This is a genomic window from Shewanella amazonensis SB2B, assembly GCF_000015245.1.
Lineage (GTDB): Bacteria > Pseudomonadota > Gammaproteobacteria > Enterobacterales > Shewanellaceae > Shewanella > Shewanella amazonensis.
In genome coordinates, this window is record NC_008700.1 from 3,057,969 (window position 1) to 3,077,173 (window position 19,205).

Below are 19,205 nucleotides of genomic sequence, written 5' to 3' on the forward strand. Positions count from 1 at the left end.
GGAGGATATTGGCGCTATATGGCTGTCGTATCAAACAGCGCGACCTTGGTGAGCGCGGCCACTTCATCTATATAGCTGCGGACTCGCTTTCCAACGTTAAGCCCTTTCACCGCAGTGAGGTTTCTCAGCACAGGGAACAGCAATACATCGTCATACCCCAACTGATTATTGCGCTCACTCGGCAGCGGTATCAAATCCAGTTCGGTAAACAGTGGCTCCAGCGCAGCTATGTACTCCCCCGATGCGGCGAAGGCCTCCTCGAAGCTCATGCCTATGACCGCCGTTTTCTTCTCGGTATACCAGCGGATAGCGGCTTCTGAGCCATACTCAGGCAGCCCCATTCTCACGTTGCGGGGATGCAATAATCGGCTGCTGTAATAACCGGCCTTATCCAGCCAGGCAGCGATGTGCTGCTCATGCTTGGCGGGCTCAAGCAGAGCCTCACCGCACAGCGCATCGAGAAAAGCGACGATATCCAGGCTCTCGGCCATATAGCTGCCATCGTCTTTTTGCAGAATAGGCACCATATTGGCACCGACCATGCGGATACGGCTATCCACATCATCGTTTTGCAGTATTACTTTTTCCAGCGCAATGCCCTTATAGCCCACTATCATCATGGCGCGAACACAATAGGGACAATGTTCGAATACAAAGAGTTTCATAGGGTTCTCTTTCAGACTTGGACGCCCCAAGCTTACTCCAAGCCATGGAGCTTGCGAAGCCTCAATCCTTATCGTTGGCGCTGGAGGGTGGTGCAAAAAGCTGACGCCAGCGCTCGGCGAGACTCAGCCCCGGCGCCGTGGCATCTGTGAACATATCGCGCCATTCACTGAAGGTGACCGTGAGCGGGTTCATGCTGTTAATCGGCTTGGTGATGCCGTAGCGCACGGTTTCCTCTTCTTTGACGAAGGTGCCAAACAGCCGATCCCAAATGATGAGCACGCCGGCGTAGTTTTTATCTATGTATTGGGGATTTGAGCCGTGATGCACCCTGTGGTGGCTGGGAGTATTGAATACCCATTCCAGCGGGCCAAGTTTATCCACCAGCTGGGTATGTACAAAAAACTGAAACCCAAGGCTTGCCAGCACCGCAAACACGACCCAGGCAGGGTCGAAACCAATCACAACCAGAGGCAACCAGAATATCCACATTCCCGCCAGCGGGTACATCAGGCTTTGTCTGAAAGCGGTGGAAAAGTTCATGTTTTCTGAGCTGTGATGAGCCACATGAGCGGCCCACATCCAGCGGCATCGGTGGCTGCAACGATGGAACCAGTAATAGCAAAAATCCTGTGCCAGCAGCAGCAACACAAAATTAAGCCCATTCATTTCAATATCGAACAGCCGCCAACCAAAAAAATACAGGTACAGTTTGGCAATCAGAAATCCGCTCAGCAGATCGGCAGCCTGGTGCATTCCCGCCAGACTGAGGTTACACAGGAGCTCTGCTTTACTGTATCTGGCATTTTCCGGCAGTCGCTTACGCACATTGGCGACCACAAACTCCAGCGCCATGCACAGAAAAAAAATCGGCGCCAACACTATCAGCAGCAGCTCCGGATGGGCAATTAGCTTGTCGAGGTTCATTATCTTCCCTGTTGTCTGTGCCCAAAAGTCCTGACACTTGTGGGCCACTTGTTGTTCTTGCTTTTCTATTCCTGGTGCAGTGTGCACTTACCACTTGGCAAAATGATCTTCGGTGAGTCCGAGCACCCTATCGAGGTGAACCTTGCCCCCTTCCACATCACGTACCCATCCCGAAAAGTGTCCCTGATACTGGCGGAAGTTGCTTTTCAGCAGTATCAGGTTAAGCCGCTCAGAGCGGCAGGCCTGGGGCGTAAATTCGAGTTCAAGCTCATCCCGCTCAGACCACAAGCGCCAGCGGCCATGTTCAGCCTGGCTGCGGTCAAATTCGAAATGCACAGGCCCCAGGTGTTTACGCACGCCATCGAGCCAAAGCACGTTTTCACTGCTACCGGTTTCATTTACCCCTGCGGCAATATTGAGCCCCAGCAGGCTGTTACCCACATGGGCGTTAATGGAGGCCCAGCGCCAACTGGTTTCCCGGCGCATGTAGCCTGCTGAAAAATCGTATCCTGCGAGCGCACGCCCGAGGGGTTGCGGCTCGTGATTGATATAAAGGCTGCCTTTGACACTCAAGGCGTTGTGCTTTTGGGTGTACGTCCAGCCGCTGTAGCCGGTAGGGCTGCAAAGGGCCATGGGCAGCGACAGCGGCATTGCGTCCAGTTGTAACTCGGCCTTCAGCGGCAGTGTGTCCAGCACCAAATCCAGCGCCACCGACCAGCGACCATCCCGGCGGTGAATACTGACACCAGCCATGGAACTGGATGCCGACACAGGCGACGGGCCAAGGCTGAAGCTGCCCGGTGGCCTTATCCAATGCTTCTCATACACACGTTTTTTGCTGACATCGTAGACGTAGCAAAAGCCGCTGCCGAGATAGCGAATATCAGCCAGGGCGATGCCTATCAGGTAATTGGGGGTGTTAACGGCAATAAACTCGAACTGCTTATAGCCAAAATGGCGTTGCAAGCGGGAGGCAGGCTTATCCATGTCGTTCATCAGGATAAAGTCATCGAGCCCCAAAGACGCAACCGGGCCATCGAAATGCCCAAAACAGGGACGCCCGGCAGCCATCAGGCAATCCTGGATCCCCAAGGTTTTGAATGTGGCTGAATTGGTCATCCCTGGTGTGCTTGTTGAATGTTCCATCGTACAATTTATTATTTTTTTGGTTTTTTACTCTAACGCCGATTGTCGACAGTTTAAAGCCCGACGTTATCGATTTGTAAAAGTACCCCACGCAAGTCAGGGCACAAAAACGCCCTCAATTGAGGGCGTCGTAGATGCACAAAACGAAGTAAAAAGCGCTGAAGCGTCAAAACTGCCAGGAGAAGGCGATATTAATACTCTGAACTTCGAGCTGCTTCAGATCTGTGTACTGGTATTCGACTCCCAGTCCAAATCCTGAGTGGAATCTGTGCTGCCAACCAACCGCGCCAAAAAAGCCTTCCGCATCTTCTTTAATGCGGGAATCGTCCAGATCATATGTGATATCAGAAAAAGCCATCCCGGCTTTGGCATAGACGCTGTTGCCACGGGAGAAGTTGTATTGGCCGTAAAGGGCTGCGCGGTAGTTCGAGTACTCAAGCTCTCTCACGTCCGAGAGTATATCGAACATGGCACTGTAAGCGCCGCCAGTGCCCTGACCATAGCTGAGTTCAACGCCCCAATGGCTGGTCAGCATGTATCTGTACCAAATGTCGTACTTGAATCCGTCACCGGCATCCCAGCGCTCGCCATCACGGCTCTCATATTCCTGAGTGCCGTAACCCAGGTTTACCCCGGTGATATGAGGACTGGCTTCTGCCTTTACTTCAGCACTGGCAAGCCCCATCGCTATCAGTGTACTCATTACACTTAAACTGAATAGTTTCATCGATTTCCCTATGATTGGATGCAATTGGCACAAGGAGCATGCCAGAGACAAACTGAATGCTTACTGAACTGGTTTTCATTGACTGGCGATGGCGAACAAATCTGGTATTCTGATGCGACTTTTGTCTCGTTTTGGATCCAAGATGAAGAAATCCTTAGCCGTATTGACTGCCATTCTGACCCTCAGCGGCTGCGCGGGCAGTCCGTCCAATTACCTTGCTCTGAGTCCCGATGTACCCGCCATTACCAGCAGTGCCAATGGACGTATCGCCCTGAGCACTCAGGATGCCAGAAGCTCCAACACCGCAGTGCGTATCATCAAAGGGGATGACCCGGCCAAACTGATGGGGACTGGCGAGTCGCCAGCTATTCAGTTGGGCAATCTGTTCCGCCAGTCTTTCAGCAGTAAAGGCTTCCAACTCGATCCGGCCGCCACCAATATTCTTGAGCTGAAACTGGAGCGTTTACAGTCGGATATCAATGAAACCATGCTGGGTTACGAGGCCGCCAACGAAATCATCATCAGCGCCTATGCCCGCAACGAGCAGCAACTGTTCAGCAAACGCTACACCGCCAGAGGCACCATGAAGGGGCCGCTGAGCCTGGATTTGGCTACTCTGGAGCTGGAAATGAATAAGCTCATCACCCAGCTTGCTGGCGACATAGTCAATGACCCCGAACTGACCCAGTTTCTGATGCAATAACAACGAAAAAGGAAATCATAAATGAAATGGATCATTGCAGCCCTGATGCTGGGCTTGTCTAACGTGGCGCTGGCGGCCAAAGTGGATATTCAACCCGATAACCTCTACCCCCAGGTTGAAATGCAAACCACCATGGGCAAAATTGTGGTGGAGCTCGACCGCACCCGCGCCCCCATTACTGTCGATAACTTCCTGACCTATGTGGTGAAAGGTGACTACGACAACACTATCTTCCACCGCATTATTCCGGAATTTGTGGTTCAGGGCGGCGGTCTTAATCCCAAACTGGAGGAACTGCCAGAATCAGCCCCCATCGTTAATGAGTCAGGCAACGGCCTGTCCAATGCCTTCGGCACCATCGCCATGGCAAGGGAGAACAACCCCCACTCGGCCACCCGCCAGTTTTATTTCAACGTGGCAGATAATACCAAGCTCGACCCCTCCAAGCGCCGCTGGGGCTATGCCGTTTTCGGTGAAGTGGTGGAAGGCCGCGAAATTCTGGAAGCTATGGCGGTCGTGCCCACAGAACACAACAGCAAACTGAACTGGCCCGATGTTCCTGTTACTCAGATTGTGCTCAAGTCAGCCAAATTGTTGCCAAGAAAATAAACTGTGTTTTGAGTCAGCACTCTAAAGCTGACTATACTCAGTGAGCTAAACAAGGAGGCGATACGATGACACCAACGGATTTCATCGATAGCAAAGCGCCCCAACTGGCTCAGTATGGAAGAGCGTTCTTGAGTGATCAGCTCGATTACCGCGAAATCCAGCTGTATTTATGGGATACCCTCGAGGAGTGGCAACAGTTGTCCCCCCAGGGTGAAGCGCAGTCTGACACTGAAAGGGTGTTTTGGCATTTGATGCACTGCTTTGACCGCTGGCCTGTTTGGGTACTTCGCGGCAACCTGTTTCTGCGAAAGCAGCTGCAGGACTGTTGTGATTACCTTAGCATAGGCGGTCAGATCCCGGGCGGCTGCATCGGAGTGCGTCCCGCATCCTGACTCTGTCCCCAAGACCCGCCATTGGCGGGTCTTTTTTATGCACACAGCAGATTAACTTTTGCCAATCCGCTTGACCCGCACTTGGCTAAGTAAGTTATTCTAAAGCCCCTTTTCGCTTGTCCGGCCATCATGTATTTACCTACCGCTGCCTTAATCAGACTCTGGGAACTCCTGGCGGTATACCGCCATCGCCGGGTACTGGTGATGCTGTTCCTCGGCTTCTCTGCCGGTTTACCCCTGATGCTGGTGTTCTCGACCCTGTCATTCTGGCTGCGTGAAGCCGGTGTCGATCGCACTGCCATTGGTTATTTCAGCTGGATTGCCATCCTCTATGCGTTCAAATGGCTCTGGTCCCCGCTGGTGGATCGCATGCCACTGCCGGTGTTCTCAAAGCTGTTTGGTCGGCGCCGGGGCTGGATGCTGTTTGCCCAGTTAATGCTGATTGGGGCCATTGTGGGCATGGCCAGCAGCGACCCAAAAGAAAGCCTCACCTATATGGCCATATGCGCCCTGATGGTGGCCTTTGCCTCAGCCACCCAGGATATAGTAATAGATGCCTTTCGCATCGAATCAGCCCCCCAGGAAATGCAGGCGGCCCTGGCGGCTGCTTATCAAATTGGCTATCGCTCGGCCATGATTATCGCGACCGCCGGCGCCCTGACCATCGCCGCCTGGGTCGCGCCGGAAGCCGATGGCTATCGGCTCGCGTCATGGCAAACTGCTTATATGGTCATGGCAGGATTGATGCTCATTGGGGTGATAACCACCCTGTGCGCCAAAGAGCCTGCCGTCGACCAGGGGAAGGCAAATGCGCTGGAAGCCGAGATGCGCGAGCGCCTCAGTAAAAAATACTCGCCCCGCACGGCCGCGGCCCTGTCCTGGACCTATAACGCAGTCGCCGCGCCCTTTATCGATTTTTTCAGGCGTTACGGCAAGAGCGCCATCCTGATCCTGGCGCTGATTTCCTGCTACCGGATTTCAGACATAGTCATGGGGATTATGGCGAATGTGTTCTACGTGGACATGGGATTTTCCAAAGAGGAAATCGCCTTTCTGAGCAAGGTGTATGGCCTTATCATGACCCTGGTTGGCGCAGCCTTCGGGGGCATACTGCTGGCGAAATATGGCACCATGCGCATTCTGTTTTTAGGCGCTCTGCTGGTTGCCACCACCAACCTGCTGTTTGCCTGGCAAGCCATGGTTGGATACAACATGGAACTGCTGACACTGGCGATATCCATAGATAACTTCAGTGGTGGTATCGCCACAGCAGCCTTTATCGCCTATTTGTCGAGCCTCACAAGCAGTGGCTACAGCGCGACCCAGTATGCGCTGCTGTCGTCCATCATGTTGCTGTTTCCCAAGTTTATTGCCGGTTTCTCCGGTGCCTGGGTCGATGCCTTTGGCTATGTGAACTTTTTCATTACCGCCAGCCTGATTGGTCTACCGGTATTGCTGCTGGTATGGCTGGTAGGAAAGCTGTCGCCCCCTGCCCACGCCGAGGCAAGGAGCGAGCAGGTGACAGACTGAGAGAAGGCTTAAATCAGTCGCGGAAGTTATTGAACTGAAAAGGCTGGCCCAGCTCTGATGTGCGGGCCAGTTGCATAATGGCCTGCAAGTCATCGCGCTTCTTGCCTGTGACCCGAATCGAATCACCCTGAATTTGCGCCTGCACCTTCACCTTGCTGTCTTTAATCAGCTTGATAAGCTTCTTGGCCACATCCTGCTCTATGCCCTGCTTGAACTTCACGTTTTGTGCAAAGGTTTTGCCGGTGTGGACTATCTTGTCGTCCACTTCCATGGCCTTGGCATCCACGTTGCGTTTGGCAAGCTGGCCTCTGAGAATATCCACCATCTGACGACACTGGAAATCCGACTCTGAACGCAGGATGACCACCATATCCTTGAAATCCACACTGTACTCAACACCACGAAAATCAAAACGGCCATCCATTTCACGGCGGGTGTTTTCCACAGCGTTTTTAAGCTCAACGGCATCCACTTCCGAAACAATATCAAATGACGGCATTTTTTAACCCCTTGAAAAGCAAAACAGGCCTCTGACAAAACGGGCCTCAATCCGAATAGAGCATAGTGTAACGATCCGGCCAGCACAGTTGAAGCCCCAAGTCCGCCGTTGAAGACACAGAGTTTTACAGGCCGATGAGTGACTTTGGCTGGACATTTCCCTATCATGGGCGCCTAAGTCTACCAGCGAAAGTTCCGTGTGAAGAATCGGCAGTTTTTGTTCAAAATCATTTTGGTGATTGCCCTGTGTATCACCAGTTATCTGGTCTTTTCCAAACCCAGCTATCCCCAGTCCATTCCCCATTTGGACAAAGTGGGGCATTTCGGCACTTTCTTTGGTTTGGCTTGGCTGACCCAACTGGCATTCAGACCTCGCTGGTACATCATGTTGCTGGCACTGGCCGCCTACGCCGGTTTGATTGAAATCATTCAGTCTCGCCTGCCCTACCGCTCCGCCTCCTGGGGCGATATCGCAGCCGACCTCGCGGGCGTTGCCGCCTTCTTCCTCACTGCATGGCTGTATAGTAAATACCGCCGCGCATCCAGGCTTCAGGGCGCATGAGCCGAATTGGCATTCTGGGTGCGGGCGCCGTGGGCCAGTTAATTGCCCATCAGCTGGCGTCGGCGGGCACCTTGCCCTTTCTGCTGGACCGGCAGCTGACTGCCATTACAGAGCCTTACAGCCTCACAGACCTGAATGGCAATCGCAACACCCTGAACTTCGCCAAATCCAACGACAAGCAAGCCCTGCTGGGGGAACTTGATCTTCTTATTATCACAGTGAAGGCCTACCAGGTAATTGACGCAGTCACAGGCGCATTGCCCGGTTTATCACCGCACTGCCATCTGCTGTTACTGCACAATGGCCTTGGCCCCCACGAAGAGGTGGCGGCCCTGTTGGATGGACGGGGATTGACGCTCGGCACCACCAGTCAGGGAGCGCTGCGGCTTGGCAAACACGACCTTAAACAAACCGGTAGTGGTCTTACGCAATTGGGCCACTGCACAGGTCCGGCCATGGCGCCAGGGCTTAAAACCTTGCTGCTGAGCGCCATTCCAGGTAGCGAGTGGGTGGAGGCAATTCTGCCCGCCCTGTGGCAAAAACTGGCGGTCAATGCCTGTATCAATCCCCTTACCGCCATTCACGGCATCTGTAATGGCGAACTGGCAGATAATGCTTACCAAGCTACTATTGCCGGGGTGCTGAGGGAGCTGGTTGAGGTCGCCAGGACTCAGGGCATTGAGTTACAGGAAGAGAGCTTGTCAGCCCGCGTGTATGAGGTCATTCGTCTTACCGCAGCCAATCGCTCATCGATGCGACAGGATGTGGACCATAAGCGCAAAACCGAGATAGATGCTATAAATGGCTATCTGGTCAGCCTTGGCCATCGCCACAGCATTGCTACACCCACCAACAGAGCTCTGGTCGACGCCATTCACACCCTGGAGCGACGCTTTTAAACCACGCACCCTCTTATTGAGGCCACATCACCATGATGGCGGCTAATGCGATAAGAACCAGCGCCGCCATGTCCTTTACCTGCACCTTTTGCTTCAGATACAGGCTCGACACCAGCATCATAAAGAAAATTTCCACTTGGCCCAGGGTTTTCACGTAGGGCACGGCGGTGAGCGACATGGCAGAGAACCAGCCAATGGAGCCAAGGCAACTGCTGACGCTGATGGCCAGCGTCAGTCGGTTTCTTGCCATCATGGCCTTTAGCTCATCGGGTTTTCGCACCAGCAGCCACAGCAGCAAAATCACCGTTTGAATAAGGATAACCAGCAAGAGCACCCAGGCGGCGCGGTGGGGAAAAGGCACATCGAGACACAGGCTGGCTTCACGAACCCATAGCGACGTGAGCGCAAAGGCACTGCCGCTGGCAAGCCCCAGTAACAGTGTCTTGGGCGAGAGTGTGCGAAGGCCGCCCTTGCTTGAGAGCATAAACACCGCCACAGTGCCCACAAGTACCCCAAGCCAGCCAAAGAGTGACAGGCTGGTACCAAAGAAGGCCACCCCAAGAATAGCGGCCACCAGCGCCTCGCTTTTGGCAAGCCCTGCGCCAATGGCAAAGTTTTTAAGCTGAAACAGCTTCACCATGAGGGCCGTAGCCAGAATTTGCATCAGCGCCGCCCCAAGAATAAACCCAAGGGCATCCGCGCCGAAGTTGGGAATGGACGCATCCTGCCACAGGTAGAGCCCGGCCAGATACAAAGCCGCCAACGGACCTGCATAGAGAAAGCGCGCCAGGGTGACGCCAAGCACACCAACATCGCGACTGAGCTCACTTTGAAAGGCATTGCGCCAGGCCTGCATAAAGGCCGCCATCAGGGTGAACATCACCCACATACAGACTCTCCCTTTTCTCTATTGACCAAAAAAAACGCCCGGCAAAGCCGGGCGTTTGAGCATATCACAGCCGATTGATGCTGTGGTTTACTTGCTGGTATCCAGTGCAGGAAAAGATTTCACCAGGTCATCTACCGCTTTCATCTGACTGAGGTAAGCTTCCAGCTGATGCAGTGGCAGAGCACAGGGGCCGTCGCACTTGGCATTGTCGGGATCCGGATGTGCTTCGATAAAGAGACCTGCCAGACCCAGCGCCATACCACTGCGGGCAAGCTCAGTTGCCTGGGCGCGGCGACCACCGGCAGAATCTTCACGGCCGCCCGGACGCTGCAGTGCATGGGTGGCATCGAAAATTACCGGATAACCGCTCTGTTTCATCTCATCCATGCCCAGCATGTCCACCACCAGGTTGTTGTAACCAAAGCAGCTGCCGCGCTCGCACAGGATAATCTCGTCGTTACCGGCCTCGTTGAATTTCTTCACTATGTGGCGCATCTCGTGGGGAGCCAGAAACTGTGGCTTTTTCACGTTGATGATGGCGCCGGTTCTGGCCATGGCAATCACCAGATCGGTCTGGCGTGCCAAAAAGGCTGGCAGCTGAATGATGTCGACCACTTCTGCCACGGGGGCACACTGATGAGGCTCGTGCACATCGGTGATCAGCGGCACATTGAAGGTGTCTTTGATTTCCTGAAATATCTTCAGGCCTTCTTCCATCCCGGGACCACGGTAAGAGTTGATAGACGAGCGGTTGGCCTTGTCGAAAGAGGCCTTGAATACATAGGGGATCCCAAGCTTTTGGGTCACTTCCAGGTATTTCTCGGCAATACTCATGGCCAGATCCCGCGATTCAAGCACGTTCATGCCGCCAAAGAGTACAAAGGGCTTGTCATTGGCAATGGCGATGTCGCCAAGTTGGATTGTCTTGATACTCATCTAAGCCTCTCAAAGAATAAACCGGCGCGCTCGCCGGCGGAAAAATCAGCCCACCAGCTGCAAGAGCTGGCCACAGAGCCACGCCATGTAAGTGCCCAAAGCATAACCGAACACCGCCAAAAGCACACCTACAGGTGCCAAAGAGGGGTGGAAGGCCGCAGCAACCACAGGAGCAGATGCAGCGCCGCCGACGTTGGCCTGGCTGCCCACCGCCATGTAAAACAACGGCGCCTTGATAAGCTTGGCCACCAGCAGCATAAAGCCCGCGTGCACCAACATCCAGGTGATGCCCAGCAGGAAGTAAATCGGGGTCTTGAGGATTTCACTCACATCCATATGAAGGCCAATGGTAGCCACCAGCACATAGAGGAAGGACGACGCCACCTTGGAGGCTCCTGCGGCTTCCAGATGACGCAGTGGTGTGAACGACAGCGCCAAACCGGCGGTCGTCACCAACACCACCAGCCAGAAAAAGCCGGAAGTCAGGCTGTACTGTTTGGTCCAGGGGAAGTGCTCGGAAAAGAAGGGGGCCAGGAAATCCGCCGCAATATGGGCAAAACCTGTGACACCAAAGCCCACCGCCAGAATAAGCATTAAATCGGTCAGGCTGGGATTGCGCTCATTTTCGGCCTTGTACTTTTCAACCTTCTCTTTAAGCGCTTCGATGGCACTGGTATCGGCGCCGGTTTTGGCATCGATTTCTTTGGCGCGGGATGCCATAAACAGCAGCACGGCCATCCACACGTTGGCCACAATCACATCGACGGTGATCATGACCGAAAACACACTGCCGCCCACTTCATAGATTTCTTTCATGGCCGCCTGGTTGGCACCGCCACCAATCCAACTGCCGGCAAGCGTCGTCATACCACGCCACACAGAGTCCGGCCCCATATCGTTGGTCAGCGAAGGGTCAATGGCCGACACCAGCAGCAGCGCCACCGGGCCACCAATCACAATCCCCAACGTGCCGCAGAGGAACATCACCACAGCCTTGGGCCCCAGCCCCATGATGGCCTTGAGGTCCACCGACAGAATCAGCAACACCAAACAGGCGGGCAGCAAATAGCGGGTGGCGACAAAGTACAGCTGAGAGCTGTGGCCATCGACTATGCCGAACGTATTGAGCAGCGAAGGCAGGAAGTAGCACAGCAGCAACGCCGGGACGAATTTATAGAATTTTTGCCAGCTGGGGTGGCTGTGGGTGTAAAACACAAATCCCAGAATAATGGCCAAAAAACCCAGTACGGTTGCGTCGTTGGTAACCAATGGCGCCGTTGTCATCCTTTCTTCCCCCTGAAAGTGTTATTAATTTTGTAAGGTATATCTTTGTTAATGCAGAATTTCGTGATGTTCGCCCAGCTCACGCAGCTGCATTTTCACCAACTCCACCACAGGGTCGTGGGGACTCAGATCGATAAACTGCCTGAGGTCGGCTTCGGCCACCCGAATGGCGCCAAGCTGCTGGGCGATGAAGGCCCTTTCACGAATGAGCGTGGTGTCATCGGGGTGCCAATCGAGCAGCATATTGCTGCAGGCAAGCGCCACATCAAAACGCTGCTTTACTATGGCGCCCGCTTTGAGCTCTCCCAACATTCGGCTGATGAGTGCCTTCACCCCTGAGGGTTTCACATAAACCGGCTTCATCGGCGCCCAGTTGCCCAACTCGCCACGCACCAGGGCATGCACCCGTTTGCGGTCAATGATCTCGCCACTGAGCGGGTCGATTAACAGTTTTTTCTTCCCGTCCCTCAAACAAAGCAGAGTATGGCCGGGCAACAGAATGGGTTCGAGTGGCAAATCCAGTTGCTTGGCGAGCAGCATCAATACGGTTGCCAGTGTGGTGCTGTTCCCCTGACGAAACATCAGTGTGTGTGCCAGGCTCGCGGCCTCAAGACTGAAATAGTCATCTTTGGCCCGAAAGCCCAGATCCCGGTAAAACCAGCCCAGCAATGCCTTGAGTCTGGCGTCTCTGTCCACCAGATAATGACTGAGCACACCACCGGCGATTTCAAGCCAGGCCCACTCGGCTTTTTGCCTGTCTGCGAGCCCCAAATGCGCAAGTATATCCAGCGGCGTCTCCGGCAGGGAAACACCGTCTACTAACGAAAATTCACTCATGATGCCAGCATTATGGCCTGTTTAAAGACAGCGATTTTGGCCGCATACACAACCCAGGCGATGGCGCCGAGGAACGCAAAAAAGCGGAAAAATTTATTGCGATTGGACTTCATCGCCATGATGGCCAGCAAAATGTAGGCAACCACAGCAAGGATTTTCTCGGTCAACCAGGGGTCAACGAAGGGATATTGTTTGATAAGGAAACACATCAGCAGACCCGACAGCAACAGACAGGTATCTATGATGTGGGGTGCAATGCGCATCACCTTTTTCTGCAGCAGGGCAGATTCTTTTAATTTGAGCACGAAGCGCACCACAAAGAAGAGCACACTGGTTGCCACCAGCGTCAGGTGCAGGTGCTTAAAGACGGGATAGAGGTTGTTGATGGATTCCATAGCCTGGCTGCCTTTTGTAAAAGAGTCCTGAAACTAAATGCCCGAAAAACAAAGGCGCTAGTGTACCCGAATCCTTCAGCCCTTACCAATGCTGCCCGGACCAAGTGTGCCTCAAGCGCACTCAGGCATCCTCGCCATGCCAAAGCCCCAATGTGCAGCGATCGTTGGAACCGAAATCCCGCACAGTAGCCACCTTGTCGTACCCAAGGGATACCAGAGTTTCCCTGAGTTTCAGCGCCTGGGCAAAACCATGCTCGAGCAGCAAATACCCGCCCACCTTGAGATGCTCACGGGCGTGCATGGCGATATGGTTCAGGTCCGCATAACCTTCGTCGGCGGCAGTGAGCGCACTTAAAGGCTCAAAACGCACATCCCCCATCGCCAGATGCTCATCGTGCTCATCGATATAAGGCGGATTGGAGACTATCAGGTCGAAATCGGCATCCCGTACAGCACTGAACCAATCGCTTTGCAGGATTTCCACCTGCGACAACCCCAGTTGCTCACGATTGGCCTTGGCCAGGGCGACGGCATCATCCACCTTATCCAGTGCTGTAATACGCCAGTTGGGCCTTTCGCTGGCCAGCGCCAATGCAATGGCGCCGGTTCCCGTGCCCATGTCCAGCACTCTGGCGTTGTCGGGCAGCGGCAGATTAAGCGCCGTCTCAACCAACATCTCGGTGTCAGGCCGTGGAATAAGGGTGGTTTCGTTCACCAAAAACTTCAGTGACCAAAACTCACGCTCACCGAGAATATGCGCCACCGGCACACCTTTGGCACGGCGGTTTATCAGCTGCTCGAAGTGTTTCCACTGCTCGCTGGTCAGTGGTCGCTCAGGCCAGGTGTAAAGAAAAGTGCGATTTTTACCGAGGCAATGCTGCAGCAGCACCTCGGCATCCAGATTGGCAGAAGTGCTGCTGGAGGCCAGGGTGCTGAAGCCCCATTGCAAGGCTTCACCTATAGTGGAATGGGCTGCCAAGCTTTACCCCTGCTCGTCTGCCAGTGCCGCCAACAAATCGGCCTGGTGTTCCTGTACTATGGGTTCGATAAGGGCGTTCAAATCGCCTTCCATCACTTCATTGAGGCGATACAGGGTCAGGTTGATGCGATGATCGCTCACCCGCCCCTGAGGGAAGTTGTAGGTGCGGATACGTTCAGAACGATCGCCGCTTCCTACCAGATTCCGTCGGGTGGTGGCTTCGGCGCTGCGGCGCTTCTCGTCTTCGGCAGCCTGCAAACGGGCCACCAGCACTGACATGGCACGAGCCTTGTTTTTGTGCTGCGAGCGCTCATCCTGACACTCCACCACAGTGCCTGTGGGCAAGTGGGTAATACGGATGGCCGAATCGGTTTTGTTAACGTGCTGCCCACCGGCACCGGAGGCGCGGAAAGTGTCGATGCGCAGTTCAGATGGGTTGATTTCCACCGCTTCGGCTTCGGGCACTTCGTGCAGCACAGCTACGGTACAGGCCGAGGTGTGCACCCGACCCTGGGATTCAGTTTCAGGCACCCGTTGAACTCTATGGCCACCGGACTCGAATTTGAGTTTGCCGTAAACGCGCTCACCGCTGAAACGTGCAATGACTTCTTTATAACCACCATGTTCGCCTTCGTTGGCGCTCATGATTTCCACCTGCCAGCGCTGGGTTTCGGCATAACGGCTGTACATGCGGAACAGGTCACCGGCAAAAATGGCGGCTTCATCACCACCGGCTCCGGCACGGATTTCCACAAACGCGTTGGCTTCATCGTTGGGGTCTTTAGGGAGCAGCAAAATTTGCAGCTCGGCCTCGAGCCGCTCGAGGCTCGCCTTGGCGGATTTGATTTCTTCCTGGGCCATTTCTTTCAGCTCAGGATCGTCCTCTTCGAGCATCTCTTTGGCGGTTTCCAGGTCGGCCACCGCCTGCTGATAAGCCTTGAAGCCTTTTACCACGTCTTCAAGCTGGGCGTATTCTTTGGAAAGGGCGCGAAAACGGTCCTGATCGGAAATGATGCTGGCGTCGCTGAGCAGCGCCAATACTTCTTCGTTGCGCTCGAGCAAGCCTTCCAGCTTGCGGATGACGGATTCCTTCATTTAACTCTCAAAAGTCTCAGTGTTTATCCAGGCCGAGCGCGGTCCGAAGTTGCCCCAGAGTATTGAGGTCCCCCTGACGACTGGCGGTCGTCAGGGCCTGAGTCGGTGCATGGATCAAGCGATTGGTCAGTTTGTTGGCAAGCTCCAGAATAACTTGCTCGCCATCGGCCCCCTGCGCCAGCTTATTGAGGGCCCGTTCTACCAATTCATCTTTGATTGCCATACTGGCAGTGCGATATTCGCGAATACTGTCTACCGACTCCAGCGAGCGGATCCAATCCATAAACAGGAAAGATTGCTCCTGGGCTATCACTTCGGCTTGCTCGGCCGCCTCCTTTCGGGAGGCCATATTCTGTTCGATGATGCTCTGCAGATCGTCGACCGTGTACAGGAAGGCGTCGTCGAGTTCTCCGACTTCCGCCTCAATATCACGAGGAACTGCTATATCAACCAATAACATAGGTTGATGTCGACGCTGCTTGAGTGCCTTTTCTACCATGCCTTTGCCAAGAATAGGCAGCGGACTGGCGGTAGAGGATATCACGATATCGGCCTTTGGGAGAAAATCCGGAATTTGCGAGAGCGTAATAGCGGTAGCGCCAAACTCTTCGCACATGGCTTGGGCGCGCTCCACGGTACGGTTGGCCACGACCATGGATGACACCCCGTTTTCTTTCAGGTGTCTGGCTACCAGCTCTATGGTTTCACCGGCACCAATCAGCAATACCTTGGTAGATGCCAGTGAAGAGAAGATATGTTTGGCCATGCTGACGGCGGCAAAGGCCACAGACACGGCCGCGGTCCCGATTTCAGTTTCGGTCCGGACCTTTTTGGCAACCGAGAAGGTGCTCTGGAAAAGGCGGTCCAGCGTTACAGCCACTGTGCCGGCCTCTTTGGCCTTGGCAAATGACTGTTTCACCTGACCAAGAATTTGCGGCTCGCCCAGTACCAGCGAATCCAGCCCCGAGGCTACCCGCATCAGATGCCGCACCGCTTCCTGCCCCTCATGGTGATAGACACAGGGCATAAGCTCATCGTGGCTCAGGTTGTGGTAACTCTCCAGCCAGTGGATCACTTCCTCAGCACGGGCGTTGTTACAGTATAGTTCGGTACGGTTACAGGTAGAGACAATCACCGCCTCATTGGATGAGGTGGTACAGGCGAGGCTTCGCATCGCATCATGGATTTTGTCCGGGGAGAAGGCGACCTTTTCGCGAAGATCGACGGTGGCCGTTTTATGGTTTATCCCGATTGCTACAAGGCTCATCTGACTCTTTCTGGATCCTGTGCGGCGCTTGTGTGAATTACGCCATTCTACTGAATTGGGGCCATTAAAAACAGAATAGGCTTAACAAAACCGAATAAAGATCTCTGTTGTTATCCACTTTTTCCATCAATGCGGGGGTGAAACCCGTCCGCAGCCAAAAAGCGGGTAAGGCCATTGGTATAATTTTTAAAGCCCTCGTATCATAAGGACTTATTTAATTCAGTCATAGATGATTAACTTGCGCCGATTCACAAAATTCACTCTTGCTGGCCTGACCGCCCTTTCTCTGCTCGGTGGTTGCAGCGTCACACCAAAGGTCGCGCTGCAGCCTGTCAGCGTAGAAAACGCCAGTGATGCCAAGGCCTGGGAGCTTAAGGGCAAGCTGCTTATTCGCACCAATGGCGACAAGGTTTCGGCCAACCTCTTCTGGCTCAATACCCCTGATAATGCCGAATTAAGGCTGACCAGCATGCTGGGCACTACTGTGCTGCTGCTGACCCAAAACCGGGATGGCGCCACCCTGGAAGTGGATGGCAAGCGCTACTCAGACCTGAGTCCACAGCGGTTGCTCGACGGTTTAAGTGGTTTTACCCTGCCCATCGATGCCCTGCCCTTTTGGATCACCGGCCAGCCCATGGCGGGTGATGAGGTGGAGTTCGACACCCTCAATCGCCCCAAGACCATCATCAGTGCCGACGGCGAGTGGACCATTAACATTAGCAGCTGGCAGACCCAGAGTGGTGCACCGGTTCCACGGATGCTGGAGCTTACCCACGCCAGCGCTGTTATCAAGCTGCAAACCAATGAATGGCAGGCACTGGCCAATGCCACAGGTTCGAAAGGAGCCCGATGATGTCTGTATCCCTTGCCTGGCCGGCACCGGCAAAGCTCAATCTGTTTTTGCACATCAATGGCCGCTTACCCAATGGCTACCATGAACTGCAAACCCTGTTTCAGTTTATCGACTACGGTGACTGGCTGGATTTTAAAATAACAGCAACACCAGAGTTGAAACTGCACTCCAACCTCAGCCAAGTTGTCCCCGACAGCGATAACTTAATTCTGAAAGCCGCAAAATCTTTGCAGAGCGTCACAGGTTGTATACAGGGCGCCGAGATCTGGCTCGACAAGCGCCTGCCCATGGGCGGCGGACTCGGCGGCGGTTCATCGGATGCCGCTACCACACTGGTGGCGCTTAACGCCCTGTGGCAGCTGGGTTTGGACAAAAAAGCCCTGATGGATATCGGCCTGACTCTCGGCGCTGATGTGCCTGTTTTTATTAACGGAATCGCGGCTTTCGCCGAAGGTGTCGGCGAAAAATTACAGCCCGTGGACGTAGCAGAGCCTTGGTATTTGGTGTTGATACCAGACGCCCATGTATCCACCGCCGACGTATTTCAGCACCCTGATTTACCTAGGAATACGCCCAAGCTGGACATGTCATCACTAAGCCCGGAACGCTGGTCAAACGACTGCCAGGCATTGGTCAGTGCCAAATACCCCCAAGTTGCCAATGCCTTAAGCTGGCTGGTAGAATATGCGCCGTCCAGAATGACCGGAACCGGTGCATGCGTGTTCGGGGAATTCGGCTCGCAGCAGGCCGCGCTGGAGGCGTTGGCTAAAAAGCCAGCTGAGATGCAGGGCTTTGTTGCGAAAGGACTGAATCGTTCGCCGTTGGAGTTGAGACTCGCTCAGCTTTAAACTACTTCTGCGCTGCACGCCAGGGAACGCGCGGCAGCAGCTACACTAAAATATCAAGCAAACGCCTGAGGTTCATACAGTGCCCGACATCAAGCTCTTTGCTGGGAATGCTACCCCCAGTCTCGCGAAAAAGATTGCCGACCGTTTATTTTGCAAACTTGGAGAGGCTGAGGTAGGCCGTTTCAGTGACGGTGAAATCAGTGTCCAGATCAACGAAAATGTACGTGGTGCTGATGTTTTCATCATTCAATCCACCTGCGCCCCCACCAATGACAACCTGATGGAACTCATTGTGATGGTCGATGCTCTGCGCCGCGCCTCTGCAGGTCGTATCACTGCCGTAATCCCATACTTCGGTTATGCCCGTCAGGATCGCCGTGTGCGCTCTGCCCGTGTGCCTATTACCGCCAAAGTGGTTGCCGACTTCCTGTCAAGCGTTGGTGTTGACCGCGTACTGACCTGTGACCTGCACGCCGAGCAGATCCAGGGCTTCTTCGACGTGCCGGTAGACAACGTGTTCGGTAGCCCAGTGCTGCTGGAAGACATGGTTGCCAAGAAGCTGGACAACCCTGTGGTTGTGTCTCCGGACATCGGTGGCGTTGTCCGCGCCCGCGCCGTTGCCAAGCTGCTGAACGATTCCGATCTGGCCATTATCGACAAGCGTCGCCCACAGGCCAACGTGGCTCAGGTCATGCACATTATCGGTGACGTTGAAGGTCGTGACTGCATCATCGTTGACGACATGATTGATACCGGTGGCACCCTGTGTAAAGCCGCCGAAGCCCTGAAAGAACATGGTGCCAACCGCGTATTCGCTTACGCCACTCACCCAGTGTTCTCCGGCAAGGCCGCTGAAAACATCAAAAACTCTGTGATTGATGAAGTGATAGTGACCGACACTGTGCCTCTGAGCGAAGAGATGATGAAAGTAGGTAAAGTCAGTCAGCTGACCATGTCTGCCCTGCTCGCCGAAGCCATTCGCCGTGTGAGCAACGAAGAATCCATCTCTGCCATGTTCCAGCACTGATAGCTCAGGTACCGGACAACAAGCCGGTAACCGCTGTCTGCCCATGGCAAAAAACGCACCCTCAGGGGTGCGTTTTTTTATGCCGGCACTCTTTGAAACCCTACCCCGTATTGGCTTTGCCTTTGCAATGACGTGTCTC

At 54.2% G+C, this 19,205-nt stretch carries 22 protein-coding genes; 9 read left to right on the plus strand and 13 right to left on the minus strand.

The annotated features are described in order from the left end of the window. Nucleotides 1-14: 14 nt before the first annotated feature. The 4 genes from grxB to SAMA_RS13310 form a co-directional block, all read right to left on the minus strand. Nucleotides 15-665 (minus strand): glutaredoxin 2, encoded by a 651-nt coding sequence (grxB, locus tag SAMA_RS13295; protein ID WP_041409858.1) that lies wholly within the window; start codon nt 663-665, stop codon nt 15-17. Nucleotides 666-726: 61 nt separating this feature from the next. Further along, nucleotides 727-1,590 carry a sterol desaturase family protein gene (locus SAMA_RS13300; RefSeq protein ID WP_011760659.1) on the minus strand — a complete coding sequence of 288 codons (864 nt, stop codon included), beginning with the start codon at nt 1,588-1,590 and terminating at the stop codon, nt 727-729. Between the two features lie 87 nt (nt 1,591-1,677). Next, nucleotides 1,678-2,709, minus strand: coding sequence for a DUF2804 domain-containing protein (locus SAMA_RS13305; RefSeq protein ID WP_049757916.1), 1,032 nt, complete (start codon nt 2,707-2,709; stop codon nt 1,678-1,680). Between the two features lie 193 nt (nt 2,710-2,902). Then, on the minus strand, nt 2,903-3,463 hold the full coding sequence (locus tag SAMA_RS13310; protein ID WP_011760661.1) for a porin family protein: 561 nt from the start codon (nt 3,461-3,463) through the stop codon (nt 2,903-2,905). 142 nt (nt 3,464-3,605) lie between these two features. Here SAMA_RS13310 and SAMA_RS13315 point away from each other — a divergent pair, with 142 nt between their 5' ends. From SAMA_RS13315 to SAMA_RS13330, 4 genes are all read left to right on the plus strand, one after another. Next, nucleotides 3,606-4,166, plus strand: coding sequence for a YajG family lipoprotein (locus SAMA_RS13315; protein ID WP_041409859.1), 561 nt, complete (start codon nt 3,606-3,608; stop codon nt 4,164-4,166). A gap of 21 nt (nt 4,167-4,187) precedes the next feature. Beyond that, a complete protein-coding gene (locus SAMA_RS13320) occupies nt 4,188-4,775 on the plus strand; it encodes a peptidylprolyl isomerase (RefSeq protein WP_011760663.1) in 588 nt (195 codons plus the stop codon). Between the two features lie 65 nt (nt 4,776-4,840). Beyond that, on the plus strand, nt 4,841-5,167 hold the full coding sequence (locus SAMA_RS13325) for a hypothetical protein (RefSeq protein ID WP_011760664.1): 327 nt from the start codon (nt 4,841-4,843) through the stop codon (nt 5,165-5,167). Between the two features lie 129 nt (nt 5,168-5,296). Continuing rightward, nucleotides 5,297-6,697 (plus strand): AmpG family muropeptide MFS transporter, encoded by a 1,401-nt coding sequence (locus tag SAMA_RS13330; protein ID WP_011760665.1) that lies wholly within the window; start codon nt 5,297-5,299, stop codon nt 6,695-6,697. Nucleotides 6,698-6,710: 13 nt separating this feature from the next. On the opposite strand, the gene SAMA_RS13335 is transcribed toward SAMA_RS13330, so the two are convergent. Next, nucleotides 6,711-7,196, minus strand: coding sequence for a YajQ family cyclic di-GMP-binding protein (locus SAMA_RS13335; RefSeq protein ID WP_011760666.1), 486 nt, complete (start codon nt 7,194-7,196; stop codon nt 6,711-6,713). 198 nt (nt 7,197-7,394) lie between these two features. On the opposite strand from SAMA_RS13335, the gene SAMA_RS13340 reads away from it, so the two are divergent. Further along, a complete protein-coding gene (locus SAMA_RS13340; RefSeq protein WP_011760667.1) occupies nt 7,395-7,757 on the plus strand; it encodes a VanZ family protein in 363 nt (120 codons plus the stop codon). Further along, a complete protein-coding gene (locus SAMA_RS13345; protein ID WP_011760668.1) occupies nt 7,754-8,656 on the plus strand; it encodes a ketopantoate reductase family protein in 903 nt (300 codons plus the stop codon). Before SAMA_RS13340 ends, SAMA_RS13345 begins: the two co-directional genes overlap by 4 nt. 13 nt (nt 8,657-8,669) lie before the next feature. On the opposite strand, the gene SAMA_RS13350 is transcribed toward SAMA_RS13345, so the two are convergent. The 8 genes from SAMA_RS13350 to hemA all read right to left on the minus strand — a co-directional run bounded on the left by SAMA_RS13350 (nt 8,670) and on the right by hemA (nt 16,338). After that, on the minus strand, nt 8,670-9,545 hold the full coding sequence (locus tag SAMA_RS13350) for a DMT family transporter (protein WP_011760669.1): 876 nt from the start codon (nt 9,543-9,545) through the stop codon (nt 8,670-8,672). An 87-nt stretch (nt 9,546-9,632) separates the two neighbouring features. Beyond that, nucleotides 9,633-10,481, minus strand: coding sequence for a 3-deoxy-8-phosphooctulonate synthase (kdsA, locus tag SAMA_RS13355; protein ID WP_011760670.1), 849 nt, complete (start codon nt 10,479-10,481; stop codon nt 9,633-9,635). A 45-nt stretch (nt 10,482-10,526) separates the two neighbouring features. Then, nucleotides 10,527-11,765: a DUF819 family protein gene (locus SAMA_RS13360; protein ID WP_011760671.1), complete on the minus strand. Its 1,239-nt coding sequence runs from the start codon at nt 11,763-11,765 to the stop codon at nt 10,527-10,529. A gap of 48 nt (nt 11,766-11,813) precedes the next feature. Further along, nucleotides 11,814-12,602, minus strand: coding sequence for a transglutaminase family protein (locus tag SAMA_RS13365; RefSeq protein ID WP_011760672.1), 789 nt, complete (start codon nt 12,600-12,602; stop codon nt 11,814-11,816). After that, on the minus strand, nt 12,599-12,997 hold the full coding sequence (locus SAMA_RS13370) for a SirB2 family protein (protein ID WP_011760673.1): 399 nt from the start codon (nt 12,995-12,997) through the stop codon (nt 12,599-12,601). Before SAMA_RS13370 ends, SAMA_RS13365 begins: the two co-directional genes overlap by 4 nt. A 121-nt stretch (nt 12,998-13,118) precedes the next feature. Beyond that, complete coding sequence (gene prmC, locus SAMA_RS13375; protein WP_011760674.1) at nt 13,119-13,976, minus strand: peptide chain release factor N(5)-glutamine methyltransferase; 858 nt, start codon at nt 13,974-13,976, stop codon at nt 13,119-13,121. A 3-nt stretch (nt 13,977-13,979) separates the two neighbouring features. Further along, a complete protein-coding gene (gene prfA, locus SAMA_RS13380) occupies nt 13,980-15,071 on the minus strand; it encodes a peptide chain release factor 1 (protein ID WP_011760675.1) in 1,092 nt (363 codons plus the stop codon). Between the two features lie 16 nt (nt 15,072-15,087). Further along, complete coding sequence (hemA, locus tag SAMA_RS13385; protein WP_011760676.1) at nt 15,088-16,338, minus strand: glutamyl-tRNA reductase; 1,251 nt, start codon at nt 16,336-16,338, stop codon at nt 15,088-15,090. 229 nt (nt 16,339-16,567) lie between these two features. Between hemA and lolB the strand changes: the two genes are divergently transcribed. The 3 genes from lolB to SAMA_RS13400 all read left to right on the plus strand — a co-directional run bounded on the left by lolB (nt 16,568) and on the right by SAMA_RS13400 (nt 19,066). Continuing rightward, complete coding sequence (gene lolB, locus SAMA_RS13390; RefSeq protein ID WP_011760677.1) at nt 16,568-17,191, plus strand: lipoprotein insertase outer membrane protein LolB; 624 nt, start codon at nt 16,568-16,570, stop codon at nt 17,189-17,191. Then, the gene (gene ispE, locus SAMA_RS13395) at nt 17,188-18,039 is read left to right on the plus strand and encodes a 4-(cytidine 5'-diphospho)-2-C-methyl-D-erythritol kinase (protein ID WP_011760678.1); all 852 of its coding nucleotides are present in this window, start codon (nt 17,188-17,190) and stop codon (nt 18,037-18,039) included. Before lolB ends, ispE begins: the two co-directional genes overlap by 4 nt. Before the next feature lie 79 nt (nt 18,040-18,118). Further along, nucleotides 18,119-19,066 (plus strand): ribose-phosphate pyrophosphokinase, encoded by a 948-nt coding sequence (locus SAMA_RS13400; RefSeq protein ID WP_011760679.1) that lies wholly within the window; start codon nt 18,119-18,121, stop codon nt 19,064-19,066. Nucleotides 19,067-19,205 lie beyond the last annotated feature (139 nt).

Coding starts and splice junctions, on each gene's coding strand:
- grxB (WP_041409858.1), bottom strand. CDS start 665: ATGAAACTCTTTGTATTCGAACATTGTCCCTATTGTGTTCGCGCCATG.
- SAMA_RS13300 (WP_011760659.1), bottom strand. CDS start 1,590: ATGAACCTCGACAAGCTAATTGCCCATCCGGAGCTGCTGCTGATAGTG.
- SAMA_RS13305 (WP_049757916.1), bottom strand. CDS start 2,709: ATGACCAATTCAGCCACATTCAAAACCTTGGGGATCCAGGATTGCCTG.
- SAMA_RS13310 (WP_011760661.1), bottom strand. CDS start 3,463: ATGAAACTATTCAGTTTAAGTGTAATGAGTACACTGATAGCGATGGGG.
- SAMA_RS13315 (WP_041409859.1), top strand. CDS start 3,606: ATGAAGAAATCCTTAGCCGTATTGACTGCCATTCTGACCCTCAGCGGC.
- SAMA_RS13320 (WP_011760663.1), top strand. CDS start 4,188: ATGAAATGGATCATTGCAGCCCTGATGCTGGGCTTGTCTAACGTGGCG.
- SAMA_RS13325 (WP_011760664.1), top strand. CDS start 4,841: ATGACACCAACGGATTTCATCGATAGCAAAGCGCCCCAACTGGCTCAG.
- SAMA_RS13330 (WP_011760665.1), top strand. CDS start 5,297: ATGTATTTACCTACCGCTGCCTTAATCAGACTCTGGGAACTCCTGGCG.
- SAMA_RS13335 (WP_011760666.1), bottom strand. CDS start 7,196: ATGCCGTCATTTGATATTGTTTCGGAAGTGGATGCCGTTGAGCTTAAA.
- SAMA_RS13345 (WP_011760668.1), top strand. CDS start 7,754: ATGAGCCGAATTGGCATTCTGGGTGCGGGCGCCGTGGGCCAGTTAATT.
- SAMA_RS13350 (WP_011760669.1), bottom strand. CDS start 9,545: ATGTGGGTGATGTTCACCCTGATGGCGGCCTTTATGCAGGCCTGGCGC.
- kdsA (WP_011760670.1), bottom strand. CDS start 10,481: ATGAGTATCAAGACAATCCAACTTGGCGACATCGCCATTGCCAATGAC.
- SAMA_RS13360 (WP_011760671.1), bottom strand. CDS start 11,765: ATGACAACGGCGCCATTGGTTACCAACGACGCAACCGTACTGGGTTTT.
- SAMA_RS13365 (WP_011760672.1), bottom strand. CDS start 12,602: ATGAGTGAATTTTCGTTAGTAGACGGTGTTTCCCTGCCGGAGACGCCG.
- SAMA_RS13370 (WP_011760673.1), bottom strand. CDS start 12,997: ATGGAATCCATCAACAACCTCTATCCCGTCTTTAAGCACCTGCACCTG.
- prfA (WP_011760675.1), bottom strand. CDS start 15,071: ATGAAGGAATCCGTCATCCGCAAGCTGGAAGGCTTGCTCGAGCGCAAC.
- hemA (WP_011760676.1), bottom strand. CDS start 16,338: ATGAGCCTTGTAGCAATCGGGATAAACCATAAAACGGCCACCGTCGAT.
- lolB (WP_011760677.1), top strand. CDS start 16,568: ATGATTAACTTGCGCCGATTCACAAAATTCACTCTTGCTGGCCTGACC.
- ispE (WP_011760678.1), top strand. CDS start 17,188: ATGATGTCTGTATCCCTTGCCTGGCCGGCACCGGCAAAGCTCAATCTG.